Source organism: Sphingorhabdus profundilacus, assembly GCF_009769755.1.
Classification (GTDB): Bacteria; Pseudomonadota; Alphaproteobacteria; order Sphingomonadales; family Sphingomonadaceae; genus Sphingorhabdus_B; species Sphingorhabdus_B profundilacus.
Genome location: NZ_SDWJ01000001.1, coordinates 1,245,532 through 1,266,342, shown reverse-complemented (window position 1 = coordinate 1,266,342; position 20,811 = coordinate 1,245,532). Strand labels below are relative to the sequence as shown.

At 54.7% G+C, this 20,811-nt stretch carries 14 protein-coding genes and 1 tRNA gene; 10 read left to right on the top strand and 5 right to left on the bottom strand.

The annotated features are described in order from the left end of the window. Positions 1-8 precede the first annotated feature (8 nt). Entirely contained in the window at positions 9-1,349 is a 1,341-nt protein-coding gene (locus EUU23_RS05855; protein ID WP_160353115.1) for an SPOR domain-containing protein, read from the top strand. A gap of 45 nt (positions 1,350-1,394) precedes the next feature. Here the strand turns inward: EUU23_RS05855 and EUU23_RS05850 are convergent, their stop codons facing one another. From EUU23_RS05850 to EUU23_RS05835, 4 genes are read right to left on the bottom strand one after another with little or no spacing between them, the layout of a single operon-like run. Then, entirely contained in the window at positions 1,395-2,618 is a 1,224-nt protein-coding gene (locus EUU23_RS05850; protein WP_160353114.1) for a dihydroorotase, read from the bottom strand. Next, positions 2,615-3,610 carry an aspartate carbamoyltransferase catalytic subunit gene (locus EUU23_RS05845; RefSeq protein ID WP_160353113.1) on the bottom strand — a complete coding sequence of 332 codons (996 nt, stop codon included), beginning with the start codon at positions 3,608-3,610 and terminating at the stop codon, positions 2,615-2,617. The genes EUU23_RS05850 and EUU23_RS05845 overlap by 4 nt, the downstream gene beginning before the upstream one ends. Before the next feature lie 42 nt (positions 3,611-3,652). Next, positions 3,653-4,111: a Holliday junction resolvase RuvX gene (gene ruvX / locus EUU23_RS05840; RefSeq protein ID WP_160353112.1), complete on the bottom strand. Its 459-nt coding sequence runs from the start codon at positions 4,109-4,111 to the stop codon at positions 3,653-3,655. Further along, positions 4,108-5,229 carry a DUF3089 domain-containing protein gene (locus EUU23_RS05835; protein ID WP_160353111.1) on the bottom strand — a complete coding sequence of 374 codons (1,122 nt, stop codon included), beginning with the start codon at positions 5,227-5,229 and terminating at the stop codon, positions 4,108-4,110. Before EUU23_RS05835 ends, ruvX begins: the two co-directional genes overlap by 4 nt. A gap of 144 nt (positions 5,230-5,373) precedes the next feature. On the opposite strand from EUU23_RS05835, the gene gatC reads away from it, so the two are divergent. From gatC to EUU23_RS05790, 9 genes are all read left to right on the top strand, one after another. Further along, on the top strand, positions 5,374-5,661 hold the full coding sequence (gene gatC, locus EUU23_RS05830; RefSeq protein WP_160353110.1) for an Asp-tRNA(Asn)/Glu-tRNA(Gln) amidotransferase subunit GatC: 288 nt from the start codon (positions 5,374-5,376) through the stop codon (positions 5,659-5,661). A gap of 124 nt (positions 5,662-5,785) precedes the next feature. Continuing rightward, a complete protein-coding gene (gene gatA / locus EUU23_RS05825; protein WP_160353109.1) occupies positions 5,786-7,270 on the top strand; it encodes an Asp-tRNA(Asn)/Glu-tRNA(Gln) amidotransferase subunit GatA in 1,485 nt (494 codons plus the stop codon). A gap of 1 nt (position 7,271) precedes the next feature. Next, positions 7,272-8,738, top strand: a complete 1,467-nt coding sequence (gene gatB / locus EUU23_RS05820; RefSeq protein WP_160353108.1) for an Asp-tRNA(Asn)/Glu-tRNA(Gln) amidotransferase subunit GatB — start codon at positions 7,272-7,274, stop codon at positions 8,736-8,738. A 106-nt stretch (positions 8,739-8,844) separates the two neighbouring features. Then, positions 8,845-8,929 (top strand) — tRNA-Leu (locus EUU23_RS05815). Positions 8,930-9,022: 93 nt separating this feature from the next. Then, complete coding sequence (gene tig, locus EUU23_RS05810) at positions 9,023-10,540, top strand: trigger factor (protein WP_160353107.1); 1,518 nt, start codon at positions 9,023-9,025, stop codon at positions 10,538-10,540. A gap of 159 nt (positions 10,541-10,699) precedes the next feature. Beyond that, a complete protein-coding gene (locus EUU23_RS05805; RefSeq protein ID WP_160353106.1) occupies positions 10,700-11,335 on the top strand; it encodes an ATP-dependent Clp protease proteolytic subunit in 636 nt (211 codons plus the stop codon). A 135-nt stretch (positions 11,336-11,470) separates the two neighbouring features. Beyond that, complete coding sequence (clpX, locus tag EUU23_RS05800; RefSeq protein ID WP_160353105.1) at positions 11,471-12,742, top strand: ATP-dependent Clp protease ATP-binding subunit ClpX; 1,272 nt, start codon at positions 11,471-11,473, stop codon at positions 12,740-12,742. A gap of 279 nt (positions 12,743-13,021) precedes the next feature. Then, positions 13,022-16,402, top strand: a complete 3,381-nt coding sequence (locus tag EUU23_RS05795; protein ID WP_160353104.1) for a TonB-dependent receptor — start codon at positions 13,022-13,024, stop codon at positions 16,400-16,402. A 205-nt stretch (positions 16,403-16,607) separates the two neighbouring features. Next, the gene (locus EUU23_RS05790; RefSeq protein WP_160353103.1) at positions 16,608-20,018 is read left to right on the top strand and encodes a TonB-dependent receptor; all 3,411 of its coding nucleotides are present in this window, start codon (positions 16,608-16,610) and stop codon (positions 20,016-20,018) included. Positions 20,019-20,067: 49 nt separating this feature from the next. Here the strand turns inward: EUU23_RS05790 and mtgA are convergent, their stop codons facing one another. Then, entirely contained in the window at positions 20,068-20,769 is a 702-nt protein-coding gene (mtgA, locus tag EUU23_RS05785; RefSeq protein ID WP_160353102.1) for a monofunctional biosynthetic peptidoglycan transglycosylase, read from the bottom strand. Positions 20,770-20,811 lie beyond the last annotated feature (42 nt).

Here is a 20,811-nt window from a genome sequence, read left to right as displayed (position 1 = left end):
GTGACACCATGAATAGCAATTTTGTTGTAAAGCTCGCACTATCAACTGCCTTTGTGGCGGTTCCTGCGATGACAACCTCGACCGCCGGTTTCGGTAGCACCGAAAACGTCTCGGCCAAAAAGGCAGGACCTGAAAAAGCTTATGCCTGGGCGAAAAAAGCCGAAAAGGCGCTTGCAAAAGGCAAGACCGAACGCGCACTGACCTTTGCTGAGCTTGCTGTCGAAGCGGACCTGCAAAATCGCAATTATCGTGGGCTTCTCGCCCGGATTTACATGGCACAGGGACGCTTTGTCTCCGCCGAACGCACCTTGATGGACGTCATGGAACTGGGGCAGGTTGATCCACGCACGGTCATCAGCCTGGCCCTGTCGCGCATCGCGCAGGGCAATGTGGATTCCGCAGTGATGCTGGTCGAGGCGAACCGCGCGATTGTTCCGGTGAGCGACTATGGTCTAACACTTGCACTCGCCGGACGCTCGGGCGACGCCATCACTATTTTGACCGATGCGATCCGCATGGATGGTGCCAACGCACGGACACGGCAAAATCTCGCTCTTGCCTATGCGCTCGACGGGCGGTGGCGCGATGCGCGGGTCATGGCGTCGCAGGATATGGCGCAAACAGCGGTCAATGACCGTATCGCCGAATGGGCCCAATTCGCCCGCCCCGAAGCCTATACCCTGCGTGTGGCAGGTCTGTTGAAAGTCCGCCCGAATTTGGCCGATACCGGTCAGCCGGTCCGTCTGGCACTGAATTCCGGCCAGAATCCGGGATTGGCGATGGTTGACACAGCTTCGTCCGCCGCTGAAATCGCACCCGTTGTCGCTGAAACAGAACTTGCCGCCATCGGACCTGCACCAGCCGCCGACAGCGTCGGCTTTGCTGCCGTCGAAGCTGCGGTCCAGACCAGTGAGCCTGCACCTGTTCTGAAAATCTCGGACGCCGAACTGATAAAAGCACAGGTCGGCCCGATGAAGACCGAAATGACGAAGGCACCGGTCAAGCTGGCCATCGCTGATGTGCCATCATCGACGTCCAGCATGGCTTCGTCAGGCTTTATTGTGCAACTTGGCGCATTTTCAAACACAGCCAACGCCGCCGCTGCCTGGGCAAAATATAGCAAAAATTACAAAGCGTTGAGCGGCAAGAACTCCGCCAGTTCGACGGTGACCGTCAATGGCAAAAAACTGGTGCGTCTGGCAGCCATGGGATTTGCCAATGGTTCAACGGCCAAAGCCGCGTGTGAACAGATAAAGTCGCAAGGCGGTGCATGTCTGGTCCGCAATATGGCCGCTGACAAGCCGGTTCGCATGGCCATTGCCAAAAGCCGCCGGATTGCAGCGCGCTAAAATAGGCGAAATTAACTAGGGTCAACACCACCTAGGTTCCTGACCCTAGGCTGCAATAATCTTGCCGCCCTTTAGCATGTGCCGCACTCGTCCTTGAACCGGCAGTTTGTCAAAAGGCGTATTGCCCGCCAGCGCGGTCATCCGGTTACTATCGACCTGCCACGGCGCATATGGGTCGATAAGGATCAGGTCCGCTTCATATCCGATGGAAATCTGTCCGCTATTCAGGCCCAATATGCGTGCCGGATTGGTTGCCAAAAGCTCAAACAGCCGTCCCGTCGTGATGATTTCATCACGCACCAGATTAAGCGTCAGGGCCAGAAGCGTTTCCGCACCGGCCATACCGGGTGCCGCTTCTGAAAATGGCAGTCGCTTGTCTTCGGGGCCGCGCGGATCGTGCCCTGATGCAATCACATCAATGGTGCCGTCGGCTATGGCCGCGATGCAGGCCAGCCGATCGCTTTCGTCCCTTAAAGGCGGCGAAAGTCGGGCGAAGGTCCGAAAATCGAAAATCGCATTGTTCGACAAAAACAGATGCCCCGGCGTTATTCCGCAGCTGATTTTCAGCCCCCTGGCTTTGCCTTCCCGAATCAGGTCCAGGCTGCGTGCGGTCGTGACCTGCCGGAAATGCACATGTGCGCCGCTTTCTTCCGCAAGCATCAAATCGCGCGCAATTGCCAAGGTTTCGGTTATTGGCGATGCGCTGGAAAGCCCCAATAATGTGGCAGTTTCGCTTTCGGTTGCCACTGCATTACCGGCCAAAGCCGCATCTTCACTGTGCACAATCACGGGCAGATCAAGTGCGGCGCAATAGCGCATGATCCGCAGCATGATGCCGCTATCGCCAATCCATTTTCGGCCCGTGGCAACGCCCACCGCCCCCGCCTCTTTCATCAGGGCGATTTCTGCCATCTGCAAACCAGCCAATCCTTGCGTGGCGGCTGCGAGGGGATGGACCCATAGGTCGGGTTTGCCCTTCAGTGCGGCATAACGGACCGTTGCCGGGTCATCATGAACCGGTGATTGGTCCGGCATCAACGCCGCGCGCGTTATCCCGCCGAAACGAAAGGCAGGCTTGTCGGTTTTGAACACGCCAAAGTCGATAATGCCCGGCGCTATCAAAAGATTGGTGGCGTCAAGCTGCACAGGTTTTCCGGTGGAATCGCCGAATGAAGCAATTTTACCATCTTGAATTTGCAGCGGCATAGCCTCGGCTTTATCGGTGCCGGGCAGCAGGGCGTGGCCGTTTAAAATACTGATCGCGGTCATGCCCAACCCTCCACAGCACGTGCCTTTCGTGTCAGGATGTCCAGACATGCCATGCGGACCGCAACCCCCATTTCGACCTGTTCGGTAATGGCCGATCGTTCAATATGGTCGGCGACATTGCTGGCAATTTCGACACCACGGTTCATCGGCCCGGGATGCATCACCAGCGCGTCGGTTTTGGCAAGGGACAATCGCCTTTCGTCAAGGCCGTATAAATGATAATATTCACGTGGTGACGGGATGAAATCACCCTGCATCCGTTCATTTTGCAAGCGCAACATCATAACAACATCGGCCCCGGACAAGGCCTCGTCAAAATTGCTGAAGGCCTTGGCACCGAAAGCCTCTATTGCATGCGGCATCAATGCGGGCGGGGCAACAACGCGGACCTCGGCCCCCAGGCTTTTTAAGCAAAACAGGTTGGATCGGGCGACCCGGCTATGCAGAACGTCGCCACAAATAACCACCGTTTGGCCTTCCACACTGCCCCTGCGCCGCATGATGGTCAGCGCGTCGAGCAATGCCTGAGTGGGGTGTTCATGGCTGCCATCGCCTGCGTTCAAAACGGGGCAATCCACCTTGCTAGAAATGAGCTGGACTGCGCCCGAACTGGCATGGCGGATGACGATCGCGTCGGCGCGCATGGCGTTCAGCGTCATAGCCGTGTCGATCAGTGTTTCGCCTTTTTTCACGCTGGACTGCGCGGCGTGCATGTTGACGACATCGGCGCCCAGCCTTTTCCCGGCAATTTCAAAAGAAAGTAGCGTCCGGGTCGAATTTTCAAAAAAGGCGTTGATGATGGTCATGCCCGACAATCGGTCATCATGTTTTGCAGGGCCGGACCGGTTCAACGCGACCCAATGTTCGGCCTCTTTCAAAATGTAGAGAATTTCCCATTTCTGAAGTCCGGATATGCCCAGCAAATGTTTATGCTGAAAAGCATCCGATCCGGCTGGGAAAGCGTCGGCGGTAAAATTCTGTGTCCATGTCATTAAAGCGATGCCCTTAGAGGGAAAGCAGATACTTAGCAAGCTTCACGCGGTCAACGCGTCAATCGCACCCTGCAGGATGAATGCTGCCGCGCCGCTGTCGATCTTTTCGGCTCTTTTGGCGCGACTCATATCGGCCGCTATCATATCACGCTCGACCGCCTGCGTTGACCACCGTTCATCGCGCAGCAGGATGGGTAGCCCGATATCGGCAATGTTGCGGGCAAAGGCGCGACTCGACTGGCTGCGCGGACTTTCGCTGCCGTCCATGTTCAGGGGCAGGCCGATGACGATCCCCTTGGTCGGGCGAGTGGCGATCGCACCGATCAGTGCCACCTTATCCTTCGAAAACTTGCTCCGCTTGATAAGGTCGGCAGGCGAAGCGAAGGTCCATCCTGCGTCGCAAAAGGCGGTGCCAATCGTCTTGCTGCCGACATCCAGGCCGATCAGCACACCCCCATCCGGCAAGGCGTCCCGAAAATCAGAGACTTTTTCAAAAATCATCTGGCCAGATATTTCCGTACCCGCCACAGCGCATCGGCGCGGATATTGGCCCAGAACAGCGGGTAATCATACACATGATAATTGTTACCGGGCAACACATAGGGGCCCATATCGACCGGATCACCGATCAGTAAAAAGCCCTTTTCATCGCAGCGGGCAGGGACGGTGGTCGGGATCAGTTCGCCAGTGCTCATATCGCCCGATGGCTTAAGCGTCCCCAGATTGGCCTCGGCCAGCGCCTTGGCCTGTGCCCCGCCATTGAGGGGATTGGTGCACAGAATCGGCGTGTCCTTGCGCGGTTCGCCATTAAACCCCGTCGTGGCGTTATAAAGTTCGAGGATTTTGCTATATCTCGCTGGCTCGGCATAGCTTTCCCAGCCCATGATACAGCCTATGTCATCGGGCGACGTACATATCGGAAGGCCCATTTCCGGAATGTCGGTCGTAACCGACACTGGCCAGCCGACGACATAGGCCGCAACGATGCGCCTCGCGATAGGCTTGCCCGCGATCCGGTCTTTCAGCAAATGCGTCAAATGCAGCGCGCCCTGGCTGTGGCCCGCTAGGATGATCGGCCGGTCTTTTTGCACCGTTTTTACAAAATGGTCGAAGGCAAGCAGGATATCCTGATAGGCATCGTTCAGCGCCTGCGCCCCTTCGGGCTTGGTCGTCAGAAACGCACCAATCCCGGCCTGACGGTAGCGCGGTGCCCAGATTTCGCCCGATGCGGCAAAGGGTGTTGCCAACCCGCGTAGGAATAACCGCGCCCTTGCTTGCGATTCCTGATCATCCAATGGTGCGTTCCAATGGGTGCGGGCCATGAACGATGTGGGATGGATAAAGAAGATCGCAGCCGAACCCGGCATTTCGGCCTTTGGCGCACCGACAGGTTCCCATAGAGTCGGGTTATTGTCTTTTTGCCCGGCCCGCGAAAACCACATGGCGGGATCTTCATAGACATTGGTGGCCAGCGCCGCCTGTTTTTCGAACTTTACCGTGGGTTCCAACTGGCCAATCGCAAAGTCGGTCAACTCGTCCTGATAGATGCGTAAGACAAACCCGCCAGCAATGACCAATACGATCAGGCAAGCGAACAGATAGAGAAATTTGCGAGCCAAAGTTGTAATTCCCGATAATCGTGCGGCTGAAACAGCCAGCGCATTTAGTCTATTTGGCGAAAATAGCATCGCAAAATTGAATGTGGCCTGACAAGCGCCGCTTTTCCGTTGAAGCGAGCCATACGCAATGCTAGCGGCGCTGCTATGTCTGTAGATAAAGATACCGTGAACAAAATCGCACGGCTTTCGCGCATCGCGATCAGCGATGCAGAGGCTGACAAAATGGTCGGCGAGCTCAATGGCATTCTGGCCTGGGTAGAGCAATTGGGCGAGGTGGACGTCACCGGCGTAGAGCCGATGACTGCCGTCATCGCCAACAAGCTGCGCCTGCGCGACGACGTCGTCACCGATGGCGATGTGCGCGAAAAGGTCCTTGCCAACGCCCCGGCGCGTGAAGGCAGCTTTTTTGGCGTGCCAAAGGTGATTGAATGATGGGTAGATTATCTCTCCACACAGCCGTCACTCTGAACTTGTTTCAGGGTCTATCGTGCAGCTTAACCGGAGCAGGAACGGATAAATGGACCCTGAAACAAGTTCAGGGTGACGGAGCGGTGAAATGACCGATTTTTCAAAACTGGGCGTTGCCGCCATCCGCGACGGCGTGGCCAATGGCGAATTCAAGGCCGTCGAAGTTGCCGAAGCCCTGAACACCCGCGTCGCCAATGCCAAGGCGCTGAATGCCTTCATCGTCGAAACGCCGGAAAAGGCGCTTGAGGCCGCGGCGGCCGTTGACGCTGACCGCGCCGCAGGCAAGCCGCTTGGCAAGATGGCGGGTGTGCCGATCGGCATGAAAGATCTGTTCTGCACCGAAGGCGTGCAGACCACAGCGGCGAGCCACATTCTCGAAGGCTTTGTGCCGACCTACGAATCGACCGTGTCTGCCAATTTGTGGAAAGCGGGCGCCGGGATGCTGGGTAAGCTCAACCTCGACCAGTTCGCCATGGGGTCGTCCAACGAAACCAGCTATTTCGGCAATGTCATCTCGCCTTGGCGGCGCAACGACGGTGGCAACGCCGCACTTGCGCCCGGCGGTTCCTCGGGGGGATCATCCACCGCCATCGCCGCGCGTTTATGCCCCGCGGCAACCGGAACCGACACCGGCGGCTCGATCCGCCAGCCTGCCGCGTTCACCGGCATTAGCGGGATCAAGCCGACCTATGGCCGCTGCTCACGCTGGGGCATTGTCGCGTTTGCAAGCTCGCTCGACCAGGCAGGCCCGATGGCGCGCGATGTGCGCGATTGCGCGATCATGCTGGAGGCGATGGCGGGATTTGATCCCAAGGATTCGACGTCGCTCGATTTGCCCGTGCCTGCATGGGAGGCTGGTCTGAACAGCGATTTGAAGGGCAAGCGGATCGGTATCCCCCGCGAATATCGCCTCGACGGCATTGACGATGACATCGCCGCCATGTGGGACAATGGCATTGCCTGGCTGAAAGACGCTGGCGCCGAAGTCGTCGACGTCAGCCTGCCGCACACCAAATATGCCTTACCGGCCTATTATATCATCGCGCCTGCCGAGGCATCGTCCAATCTGGCGCGCTATGACGGTGTCCGTTTCGGCCTGCGTGACTTGCCCGAAGGTTCGGGGCTGCAGGACATGTACGCCGCGACCCGCGCCGCCGGTTTCGGCGAAGAAGTCCGCCGCCGCATCATGATCGGTACCTATGTGCTGTCCGCCGGTTTCTATGACGCCTACTATACGCAGGCGCAAAAGGTCCGCGCGCTGATCGCCCGCGATTTCGAACAGGCATGGGCAAGCTGCGACCTGATCCTCGCACCCACCGCGCCGAGCGCAGCCTTCGGTCTAGGCGAGAAAACCAGCGACCCATTGTCAATGTACCTCAACGACGTATTTGCCGTACCCGCATCCTTGGCAGGTCTTCCCGCCATGTCGGTCCCCGGCGGCCTCAGCAAAGATGGATTGCCGCTTGGCTTGCAAATCATCGGCAAGGCGCTCGATGAGCAAGCCGTGCTGAACGCGGGTCTGGCAATTGAGGAGCGGTCAGGATTTACGGCGGAAGCCGGAGAGTGGTGGTAATATGAGTGAATACCGTATCCAAGGAAACACAGGCGAATGGGAGGTCGTGATTGGCCTTGAAGTTCACGCGCAGGTGACGTCCAATGCCAAGCTCTTTTCGGGTGCTTCCGCAGCTTTCGGCGGGGAGCCGAACAGCCATGTGTCGCTGGTCGATGCCGCGATGCCGGGGATGTTGCCGGTGCCGAACCGCGAATGCCTACGTCAAGCTGTGCGTACCGGCATGGCGATCAACGCGCAGATTAACCGCTGGTCGCGTTTTGACCGCAAGAATTATTTCTACGCCGATTTGCCGCAGGGCTACCAGATTTCGCAGTTATACCACCCGATCGTGGGCGAGGGCGAAATCGAGGTGACGCTGAACGAGAAAGATCCCGATAGCCCGACCAAGAGAATCGGCATCGAACGGATCCATGTCGAGCAGGACGCCGGTAAGCTGATGCACGACCAGCATCCGACGATGTCCTTTGTCGACCTCAACCGTTCGGGAGTCGCTTTGATGGAAATCGTCTCGCGGCCGGACATGAGTTCGCCGCAAGAGGCAGGGGCGTATCTGAAAAAGCTGCGGTCGATCCTGCGTTATGTGGGGTCGTGCGACGGCAATATGGAACAGGGCTCCATGCGCGCCGACGTCAACGTATCGGTCCGCAAGCCGGGCGGTGAACTCGGCACACGGACCGAGACGAAGAATGTAAACTCGATCCGCTTCATGATGCAAGCGATTGAATATGAGGCGCAGCGTCAGGTCGATCTGATCGAAGGCGGTGGCGCTGTCGTGCAGGAAACGCGCCTGTTTGACCCCAATAAAATGGAAACCCGGTCCATGCGTTCCAAGGAAGACGCGCATGATTACCGCTATTTCCCGGACCCCGACCTATTGCCCGTCGAACTGGACGATGCGTTTCTGGAGGAGTGCCGGGCGAGCTTGCCCGAACTGCCCGATGCTAAGCGCAAGCGTTATGAGGAAATGGGGCTAACAGCTTATAATGCGGCTGTTTTAACGGCAGAGGCGGAGACGGCGTTCTGGTTTGAAGACCTGCTGGGCCATGGCGTGGATGCCAAGCAGGGGTCGAACTGGCTGATGTCCGAACTGTTCGGTGCGCTCAACAAATTGGGCAAGTCGTTGGACGAAAGCCCGGTAAATCCGGCGCAAGCCGCGGAATTGCTGGGGCTGGTGGCAGATGGCACAATCAGTGGCAGCATCGCCAAACAGGTCTTTGAAATCATGCTCGAAACCGGGCAGGGCGCCGCAGCCATCGTCGACGAACGTGGCCTGAAGCAGACCAATGATACCGACGCCATCGAAGCCGAAATCGCCAAGATCATGGCCGCGAACGAAGACAAGGTCGCCGAATATCGCTCGGGCAAGGACAAGCTGTTCGGCTTTTTTGTCGGTCAAACGATGAAGGCGATGCAAGGCAAGGCAAATCCTCAGGTTATCAATGATCTTTTGAAGAAGGTCTTGGGATGATTGCAGCGGGCAGGATTGGGATAAGCTAATCACCGCAACCCCCTTGCCCTCCTTTGCCTTTCCCGTTAGAGGCTCCCGTCGTTTGTGAAACGGCAGCTTTTCGTAAGCGGGCGTGGCGGAATTGGTAGACGCACCAGATTTAGGTTCTGGCATCGCAAGGTGTGGGGGTTCGAGTCCCTTCGCCCGCACCACGAAATGGGATTTTTCCCAAGCTGTTGTTGAACCCGAAAGCCATTTAACAGTTTAAGGCAAGCCCACCGCTTGTCCCAGATAGAGAAGATAACATGCAGACCGTCGAGACACAGAATGAAGGCCTGAAGCGCGCATATCGGATGACGATTACCGCAAAAGACGTCGAATCGCGCATTGATGCCGAGGTAAAGAAAATTGCGCCGCAAGTGCGGATGCCCGGTTTTCGCGCCGGCAAGGTTCCGGCCAATCTGGTCAAGAAAATGCACAAGGACTCCTTGTTGCAGGACGCGCTGAACAGTTCCATTCAAGAAGGTGTGCAGAAAGCGATCAGCGACAACAAGCTGCGCCCTGCGACGCAACCGCATGTGCATCTCGATAATGATTATGCGCCCGGGAAAGACGCCGTTGTTGATTTTCACCTCGAAGTGCTGCCCGCGATTGCGGCCCCCTCGATTGACGGGATTGCGCTTGAGCGTTTGACGGTCGAGGTCACCGACGCCGCTGTCGACGAATCGATCTTGAAGCTGGCCGCTGGCCAAAAAAGCTTTGAAGCGGCCGACAAGAAATATGCCGCCAAACTGGGCGACAGCGTCGTCATCGATTTTGAAGGCAAGGTTGATGGCGTCCCGTTCGACGGCGGCAAGGGCGAAGGCATGGCGGTCGAGCTTGGCTCGGGTCAGCTTATTCCCGGATTTGAAGACCAGTTGGTCGGCGTCAAAGCCAATGATGCAAAGGTCATCAACGTAACCTTCCCCGAAGATTACAACGCCGAGAACCTGAAAGGTAAAGCTGCGACCTTCGACATCGTTGTCGCCGAAGTCCGCAAGCCGGTCGAAGCGAAAGCCGACGATAATCTGGCCAAGATGTTCGGTCTTGAAGGTATCGACAAGCTGCGCGAGCTGATGAAAGTCCAAGTCGAACAGGAACATAATGGTCTGACCCGTACATATATGAAGCGTCAGCTTTTGGACCAATTGGCCGCCGGACATGATTTCGAAGTTCCGCCATCGATGGTGGAAGCGGAGTTCGAGCAAATCTGGGCGCAACTCGAGCAGGAAGCTGCACGCGAGGAAGATCCCGAAGCGGCCAAGAAGGAAATGGAAGCAGAGCGCGAAGATTATCGCGACATCGCCGTTCGCCGCGTGCGTTTGGGCCTGTTGCTGTCCGAAATCGGTCAGGCAAATGGCGTTGAAGTCAGCAACCAGGAAATGAACATGCTGGTCCAGCAAGCGGCCCAGCAATATCGTCCCGAAGACCGTCAGCGTTTCGTGCAATATCTGCAGGAAAACCCGATGGCAGCCGCGCAGTTGCGGGCACCCCTGTTCGAAGACAAGGTTGTGGATTTCCTCTTCGACAAGGCGACTGTCACTGAAAAGACGGTAACGAAGGATGTATTGGAAGCGGCCATTGAGGCCGAACCGGACGCAAAGCCTGCGCCCGCGAAAAAGGCACCTGCAAAAAAGGCCGCGGCCAAGGACGAGGCGCCTGCCAAGGAAGCCAAGCCAGCGGCCAAGAAGGCGGCTGCCAAAAAAGACGCAGATGAACCCAAGGCTGAAAAAGCGGTTGCCAAAAAGGCACCGGCAAAAAAGGCAGCGCCTGCTAAAAAATAATTTGGCTTTAAGGGCAAAAAAGGGCTCCGGCGTTTCCGGGGCCTTTTTTTTGCGCGACAAGGGCAGGGCGAACCTGATCTTAACCCTTTTCCTGCTTGAAACTTTGACGCGCGACGCCGATGTAGGCGCAAAGGCAATTGAGCCAAAGCAGAGGTATTTATGCACGATCCTTATTTCGATCCCACAACCGCACTTGTTCCTGTCGTTATTGAGCAATCTAACAGAGGCGAGCGCAGTTGGGATATTTTCTCAAGGCTCTTGCGTGAACGCATCATATTTGTGACGGGCGAAGTCGAAGACGGCATGGCCTCGATCATTACGGCGCAGTTGCTGTTCCTCGAATCGGATAATCCCAAAAAGGATATCTGGATGTACATCAACTCGCCCGGCGGCGTAGTGACTGCGGGCATGGCGATTCACGACACGATGCAATATATTCGTCCCAAGGTTGGCACAGTGTGCATCGGGCAGGCGGCATCAATGGGCAGTTTCCTCTTGGCCGCGGGCGAGCCAGGCATGCGCGTTGCGCTCACCAACAGCCGCATCATGGTGCATCAGCCTTCGGGCGGTGCCCGCGGTATGGCGTCGGACATCCAGATTCAGGCCAATGAAATCTTGCGTATTCGCAAGCGGATGAATGATCTTTATGCCAAATATACCGGCAAGCCGCTCAAGGATATTGAAAAAGCTATGGATCGTGACACCTTCCTTGAGGCCGACGAAGCCAAGGCTTTCGGCCTTGTGGACGAGGTTTTTGACAAGCGCCCGGCCAATGCGGAAGCAGAGGCGGGCTGATACTGTTAGCTTTTCATCCACCAGATTTGCTAACAAGACACACCCCCTTTTGGGCTATTGCCAAAATCGAACGCATCTTTAGGATGACGTTTTGATTACAATTCGCGTCGCTTTGACGTGAAAGCAGGACGAATTATGACGAAGTTAAGCGGATCTGACACCAAGAGCACCTTATATTGCTCATTCTGCGGCAAATCGCAGCACGAAGTCCGCAAGCTTATTGCCGGGCCTACGGTATTCATTTGTGATGAGTGCGTGGAATTGTGCAATGATATCATCCGCGAAGAAACCAAGGGGACGTTGACCGGCCGCAAGGAAGGCGAAGTGCCCAGCCCGCAGGAAATCTGCGATGTTCTGGATGATTATGTCATTGGCCAACCACAGGCAAAACGCGTTCTGTCGGTGGCGGTGCATAATCATTATAAGCGTCTGAACCATGGGGCAAAGGGTGCCGACGTCGAACTGGCGAAGTCGAACATCCTGCTCGTCGGGCCGACCGGTTGCGGCAAGACCTTGCTGGCGCAAACATTGGCCAAGACTTTCGACGTGCCGTTCACGATGGCCGATGCGACGACATTGACCGAAGCCGGCTATGTCGGTGAAGATGTCGAGAATATCATTTTGAAGCTGTTGCAGGCATCCGATTATAATGTCGAAAAGGCGCAGCGCGGCATTGTCTATATCGATGAAATCGACAAGATCAGCCGGAAGGCAGAAAACCCGTCCATTACCCGCGACGTCAGTGGGGAGGGCGTTCAGCAGGCTTTGCTGAAGTTGATGGAAGGCACCACGGCCAGCGTTCCACCGCAGGGCGGCCGCAAGCATCCGCAGCAGGAATTTCTACAGGTCGACACGACCAACATCCTGTTCATCTGCGGCGGTGCTTTTGCGGGTCTGGAGAAGATTATTTCCAACCGGCTGGAAGGCAAGTCCATCGGCTTTGGCGCGCATGTCGCCGATCCTGATGAACGCCGCACGGGCGAGGTGTTGAAGCAGATTGAGCCAGAAGATTTGCTGAAATATGGCCTGATCCCTGAATTTGTGGGCCGTTTGCCCGTGACGGCAACGCTTGAAGATCTCGACATCGCTGCTTTGGTCAAGATTCTGTCCGAACCGAAAAATGCGCTGGTGAAGCAATATCGCAAATTGTTCGAGATGGAAGATGTGGGGCTCAGCTTCACCGATGACGCGCTCGAGGCGGTTGCCAAAAAGGCTATCGAACGCAAGACCGGTGCGCGCGGCCTGCGGTCAATCCTTGAGGCGATCCTGCTGGATACGATGTTTGATTTGCCCACTTTTGACGGTGTGGATGAGGTCGTGGTCGACAAGGATGTTGTCGAAGGCCGCAAGACACCCGTTCTGGTCTACGCAAAATCGGCAAAAGCAGACAAGGAAGACGCAGCCTAGGCCAAATTCCCGGTGTGGGCTGAATAAACCTTCACTGTTGCAATAACGCAACATTGCACCAAAAATAGAAGCAATTTTAGGGCGTTGCATAAAATTGTGCGCTGCAATATTTTGCTTGCTATCTACCATTGATACGTATGCGTCCACCAGTCGATTTGGCTGTCACATAACTGCAATTTTTTGCTTTCATGGCGAAAAACATCACCTCCCCGTTCGGCTAAATTCGACACACAAGATGCGAATATCCGGATGGATTATAAAATAATGGGAATCCAACACATGAAAATTCGCTACTATTTAGCCGCCAGTGCCGCTGCGTTATCAATCGCGGTTTCTGTTTCCACACCAGTTATGGCGCAGGAAACAACGTCGTCAGTTCGTGGGACGATCGAGAGTGACAAAGGTCCTGTTGCTGGCGCGACGGTAACGGTTGTGCATGAGCCATCGGGTACAACGGCAACCAGCACGTCTGACGCGGACGGCAATTTCAGCGCCAATGGCCTTCGCATCGGCGGGCCATTCACCGTAACCGTTGACGCGGCCGGTTTTGAAACAGCGCAAATTACCGACCTCTCGCTGAGCGCAGGCCAGGCGTTTCGCTTGCCGATCATTCTGCAATCCCAGCAGGAAATCGTCGTAACCGCGTCTGCACTTCAAGGGGCTACGGAAAGTTCAAGCGGTCCGATCACCGTATTGAACCGTGAAGATATTGAAGGCGTCGCATCAATTAACCGCGACATTCGCGACCTTGCACGCCGCGATCCGTTCGCAACCATCGACCTTACCAATAGCCGGACGATTGAAATCGCAGGGCAAAATGGCCGTTTGAACCGTTTCTCGGTTGATGGCGCCCAGTTTTCCGACGATTTCGGCCTCAACAACGGTGGCTTGCCAACATCACGCGGTCCTGTACCACTGGATGCCATCGAACAGTTTTCGGTCAAGGTTGCCCCTTATGATGTTTCGGAAGGTGACTTTCAGGGCGGCGCGATCAACGTCTTGCTGCGTTCCGGCGGAAATAAATTCCATGGCTCCGCCTTTTATTCCTACACCGATGAAAATCTGACCGGCTCGCGCACCAAGGGCCGCGACATCATTCTGGATTTCGATTCGAAGCAATATGGCGGCGTACTTTCGGGTCCAATCATCAAGGACAAATTGTTCTTCATGATTGCATATGAAAAGACCGAAGAAAGCGATCCATTTGATAGTGGCCCGCAAGGTCAGGGATTCTCCGCGCCAATTCCGGGCGTGAGCCAGGCACTGGTTGATCAAATCAGCACGATTGCCCAAACCCGGTACAGCTACGACACATTGGGCGTTATTCTGAACGGTATTGAAGAAGACGAGAAAATCGTCGCCAAGCTCGATTGGAACGTCAATGACGACCACCGTGCGTCATTCACCTATATCCGCAACGTCGGCACACAGGCCAACCAGCGCAACACCTCGACCAGCACGTCCAGCCCGACGCTTGGCCTGTTCTCGACCGGCTATGAATTGTCGGAAGAAGTGAATTCCGGTGTGTTCCAACTGAACAGCAACTGGTCGGAAAAATTCTCGACCGAGCTACGCGCTTCTTACCGTGACTATAATCGTGGTCAGACGCCTTATGGCGCGACAACGCTTGGCGAAATCGCTGTGTGCGCCGATGCCGTTACCGCAGGATCGGTGACGTCGTGCACCAATGGCGTTCCCCGCATCTTCTTCGGCCCCGATCAGTTCCGTCATGCGAACGCTTTGAACACCGACAATCTGTCGATTGATTTCACGGCACGGCTGGATGCGGGCGATCACCAGTTCAAGGCATTGTTCGGCTATTCACAGACGAATGTTTTCAACTTGTTTGTTCCAAGTTCACTGGGTGTATTCTATTTTGACTCGGTCGCCGATTTTCAGGCGGGCAATGCAGGGCGCTTAATCTATCAAAATGCGGTGCCAAGCCTTGATCCCAATGACGGCGCAGCCGAATTTGGCAGCTCCAGCTTTACCTTTGGTCTGCAGGATGATTGGCAGGTTACCGATAAGCTTCTATTGAATCTCGGTGCCCGTTATGACCTGTTTGCGAACGAAGAAAAGCCGCTGTTGAACCCCAATTTTGTGACCCGCCAAGGCTTTTCAAACCGCGTAACCTTTGATGGTCGCGGCGTATTTCAGCCACGGGTCGGCTTTAGCTATGAAGCGACGGACCGGCTGATTATCAAGGGCGGCGTTGGGATTTTTGCCGGCGGTACACCGGACGTGTTCCTGTCGAACAGCTTTTCGAACACGGGTCAGCTTACCAATTCTGTAACCATTGACCGTAATACGTCAGCTGCAGGGTGCAATATTGCGGCAACGACACCGAATGTGGCGGCCATTTGTGCGGCTGCGTTAAACAATGTTTCGCTTTCAACCATTCCGGGTTTGGTTGGCCAGTTTCTTGCGACCAACGTCTCGTCGCTCCAAAATGCGCCAGTCAATGCAATCGACCCTGATTTGAAGATTGCGCGTCAATTGCGGGCGACATTGTCGGTCGATTATGACGCGGACCTTGGTCCTTTGGGCGATGGCTGGTTGCTTGGCGGCAACTTCCTTTATGGCGACGTCTTGCAGGCCTATCAATGGACCGACATCCGTTCGGTGCAGATTGGCACATTGCCTGATGGCCGCGCGCGCTTTGGCAATTTGCCAGGCACATCGGGTCCCAACCAGGACCTTTTGATGACCAACAGCACACGCGGACGCAGCTATGTTGCCGTGGCGCGTATCTCCAAACAATGGGACTTCGGGCTTGGTATCGAAGGCAGCTATACGCGGTCAGATGTAAAGGATGAAAATGCCATTACATCGACGACAGCCGGTTCCTTGTACAACAACAATGTGTTCAACACGCCAAATGCAGCATCTTACGGTCGCTCGATCTATGAGATCAAGGATCAATGGAAATTCGGTGTTAACTTCAAGCGGGAATTCTTTGGCGACAATGAAACACGTTTTAGCCTGTTTGGTGAATATCGATCAGGCCGTCCGTTCAGCCTGACCTCATTTGACAGCACCGGAACAAGCTCATCTGCACGAAGCGCGGTGTTTGGAACAACCGGCACAGGCAGCCGCCATTTGCTCTATGTTCCGACAATTGGCGATACACGGGTTTCCTTTGGCGACAATGTTGTGAACAATGTCGTCGTCCAAACAGCAGCACAGGCCGAAACCGCGTTTAACTCGCTGGTCACCAGCCTTGGTCTTGAGAAATTCCGCGGCAAGATCTTGCCGAAGAATTCGCAGACATCGCCTGACTTTTTCAAGGTCGACCTGAGCGTCAGCCAGGAATTGCCCTTGTTTATCGGCGGTGCCAAATTGAAGCTGTTTGCGGATATCGAAAATGTCTTGAACATCATCGACCATGATTGGGGCGCGCTGCGTCAGGTGGCATTCCCCTATGCTGCGACAATCGCCAATGTTCAGTGTCTGAGCACCGCGGTTCCAAGCGGAACGGGCGTTGTAAACATTGGCAGCACACCGGCCCAAAACCCGAACAATCTGCCTGCGGTTGTGAATACAACAAGCACACAGACATGCGCGCAATATCGCTATTCTAACGTGGTATCGCCCAATGTTGACCTGGTTTCACGCCAGTCGCTTTATGGCATTCGCGTGGGTGTAAAAGTTAGCTTCTAACTCTTAAGCCAATGAAAAATAATAAGGCGGGGCTTCGGCTCCGCCTTTTTTTGTTGTTCGCAACTGCGGCATAGACCTTGATTTTGTCATATAACTGCAATTATTTAGCGCCAATGGGGGCGCGTTACGATCACTCAATTCGCACGGATTCGTCACGCTAGATGCGGAACTTGCGACAGACCAAAAGTATTGAGGATCTAAGTATATGCAACTTCGTTATTTTTTGGCCGCCAGTGCTGCGGCCCTTTCGATTGCGTCTGTCGTTGCTGTTCCTGCCTCTGCCCAGCAAATCACATCGGGTATTGAAGGCCAAGTGAACGATGCATCAGGCGCCGCGATATCGGGCGCCTCGGTTAAAGTAACCGATACCCGTACAGGAAACACGCGCACATTGACGACAGACAGCAACGGCTTTTTCCGTGCCGATACGTTGACAACTGGCGGACCCTATTCGGTAACGACTACAGCCGATGGTTATGAAGGGCAGACTGTTGAAAATGTAAACATCAACCTGCAGGGCAATTCCCAACTCAAATTCGCGCTGGCAAGCGGTGCCGATGCGGAGACCATTGTTGTTTCAGGGGCCCGAGCACAATTGACTCGTTTGGCAATCGGGCCAGGCGCGTCTTTCGGTGCAGATGAACTTGAAAATCTTCCTTCCATTACCCGCGACATCCGCGATATCATCCGCATTGACCCGCGCGTCAGCCTAGATCGTACCGACGAAGTTGACCGTATTTCTTGTCTCGGCGGGAATGATCGATCGAACGCATTTTCTGTTGACGGCATACTTCAGTCCGATGTTTTTGGCCTGAACGGAACGCCATTCGCATCGCGTAACTCTTTGCCATTGCCATTTGATTCGATTGCGGAAACGTCAGTCGAATTTGCACCTTTTGACGTTCAATATGGTGCCTTTACCGGTTGCGCGATCAACGTTGTAACCAAGGCCGGCCAAAATGATTTTCACGGCACAGCCTTTTTCACCTTTGCCAGCGACGGCTTGCAAGGTGACTCAATTGCAGGAACTGATTTTACGCCAGCTCCATTCAAAGAATATCGTTGGGGGGCAACACTTTCCGGTCCGATTATCAAGGACCGCCTGTTCTTTTCTTTAGGATATGAAGAAACCGATACGGGTGACAGCCAAGATGACGGTCCTGTCGGCGCTGGCTTTGCCAACGAACTGAAATTCGTCAATGAAGCTCAATTCAATGAATTTTCTGACGTGCTGAAGAATGTTTATGGCCAAGATACTGGCGGCATCGCCCGGACTTTGCCTGAGAAGAACCGCCGCTTGTTCGGCCGTATTGACGCATATATCAATGAAGATCATCGGGTCGAACTCAGCTATCAGCGTCTTGACGAACTCAATGTCGAACCGGATGACTTTTCGGGCACGAACTTTACGGGTTTGAATACGTTTGAGCAGGAAGGCACGCAATCCAATTACTACTCAGGCCGCATCTATTCACAATGGACGGACGATTTTTCGACCCAGATCCGTATTTCGCGCGCCGAAGTACAAGACGTGCAGGGACCAGTCGGTGGTGGTGAAGCACAGTCTGATAATCCAATACCGCGCTTTATCGTTGGAACCAGCAATGTTGTAAACGGAACAACATTTGTTGGGACTTTGCAGGCCGGGCCCGGATTCTTCAGAGCAGCAAATGATCTAGCAACAACAATAACACAGGTTCGTGCCCAAGCTTCATTAAAGCGCAATAGCCATGATTTCTTGTTCGGAGTCGACTTTAACGAACTTGATGTGTTCAATTTGTTTGCGCCAAACTCGACTGGAACGTTGGTCTTTGCCAACATTAACGATTTCCGAAACGGAATATTGTCGGGCGGAAATAACACCAATCCAAACGCAGCTGCTGTTCTTGCCGCTCAAGCTGCGGGTGCTTTTGGTAACTTCACCGCAACGGGCGACGTCAATGATGCCGCAGCTTCTTGGAAGCGTCGCACTTTTTCGGTGTTGGCGCAGGATAAATGGCAAGCTTCGGATAGCCTAAACATTTTGGCTGGTGTCAGGCTTGAATGGTATCAAGGCGATGCACCGAAAGCCAACCCCAATTTCCTGGCTCGTTATGGCTTTAGCAACAGAGTGTCGTTCGGAAAATTCGATCCCGTTCTTTTACCGCGCTTAGGGTTCACTTATGATGTCGGCAATGACGGGTTTTTAAGCTCGACGCAGATCAAAGGCGGGGTTGGCGTGTTCACCGGCGGCGATCCGGCTGTCTTTGTGTCTAACGCTTTTTCGAACGACGGATTTGCAACCGGTGCAGGTCAAACTGGTGTTGCCAGTTGTTTCCCCGCCAATGGCGCGCGTGTAGATGTTGTTGTGAATGGCCAGTTTACCGGTCTCCCGGCTTGCGTCGCCAAAGATGCCGGAGTGAATTCGGCGCGTGGCCTGGCGGATACGCAATCCACTGATCCAAACTTTAAAGTTCCCACAGTCATACGTGCCAATATCGGCATAGGTACCAAATTTGGTTCAGGTGACGGTGGCTTCTTTGACAATTGGGGTTTTAACTTCGATTATATTTACAGCCATTTCAAAAACCCTGTTGATTTTGTCGACCTCGCCCAAGTGGTCGATACCCGGTTAGGCCTCAATGGATTTACGGTCGATGGCCGGCCCATTTATCGTGCGATCGATCCGACCGTAGCCGGATGTACGGCTAAGTTGAACGGCACCGGTGGTCCTGGATTTACGTTTTCCAACGTTTCACCGGCGTGTTTCAACACCGGTCGCGACGATGAAATACAGCTGACAAATGGCGCGGCTTTCGATAGCCATGTTGCGTCGGTTGTATTGTCAAAACGGTTCGGTAGTGGTGTGTTTACGGACGGTGGCAGTGTAAACTTCAACCTAGGTTATGCATTTACCGATGCAAAAAACAACCGTTTCAACAATAGCGCAACGGCAACTTCCAATTACGACTTTGCCGCCGCATTTGATCGCCAAAATTCGGCTGTTGCGACGAGCGAATTTGCAAACAAGCATAATCTCACTTTCTCGATGAACTTCAAAGAGAAGTTCTTTGGAGATTATGACACGCAGTTCGGATTTGTTTTTGTTGCACGTTCAGGCCGTCCATATAGCGTGACATGGAACGACGGAGCGGTATTCAACGACGCAGCCTCAGGTGCGGACAATGCATTGCTCTATGTTCCAACGGGCATCACGGACCCCAATCTCTCGCCGACTTCCAATGCCGCCGGTGTCGCCGAACTCGAAAAGTTTGTGGCGGCTAATCCTTGCGTAGCAAAATTCCGGGGTCGGACTTTACCACGCAACAGCTGTACCAACGATTCATTCTACGATCTTGACCTTCGGTTTAGTCAGGAACTGCCTGGGCCAGGACGATTGTTCGGTGTAGAAGATTCAGTCCGCTTGTTTGTCGACTTTGACAACTTCTTGAATTTAATCAGCGACAGTGCGAATGTGTTCCGTCGTTTCGGATTTGAAGTTAGCCCAGTCGGCCTTAGCGGCATCGATAGCGCAGGCCGCTATATCGTCAGCAACTCGTTCGAACAGCAGAATAACTCCATCCAAACCAGCTCCTCATTGTGGCGCATGCAGGTTGGGGTGAGCTATAAGTTCTGATCCGAATTCAATAAAAACAAGGGCGTGGGGAGCAATCCCCGCGCCCTTTTCATTTATAAATACAGCTATCCAGCCCGTCGCGCTGGACCACGCGGATGCGGGCGGCGATGCTGTTGCCATAGCGGCGGGTGAAGCCGCCGACCCCGTTGACCGCCCGCTTTTTGGGCAAGGGTAATATGGCAGCCAGCCGTGCCGCTTCGATCCGGGTCAGGTCTTTTGCGCTTTTCCTGTAATAACGGTGCGCCCCTGCCTCGGCGCCATAAGTGCCGATGCCTGTTTCTGCGACGTTCAGATAGACTTCCATGATCCGGCGCTTGCCCCAAATGGTTTCGATCAGAAATGTGAAATACACTTCGGGTACTTTGCGAAGATAACGGGTCCAGCCGCTGCCTTGCCACAGAAAGACATTTTTGGCGGTTTGCTGGCTGATTGTAGAGCCACCGCGCATGCGGCGTCCGCTTTTGTTGCGCTGCAACGCCTGTTCAATCGCTTCGCGGTCAAATCCGTCATGAATGCAGAATTTGCCGTCTTCTGCCGCGATGACCGCACGCACCAGATTGGGGGAGATATTGGACAATCGCGTCCAGTCCCGCGTCGCGCCATTGCTGTCGAACAGCATGGTGAGGGTGGTTGGTACCGGGACAATAGCATAAATCGCGGTCAGCGCGACGCTGCCGATTACGAAATATAACAACCATTTGAAGGTAAAGCGAGAGAAACGGGCGGAAAACGAGCGCTTCGGTTTGATCATGGATCAAAGCTAGCGCAGCGCAATCCGCCCGTCACCTATTTT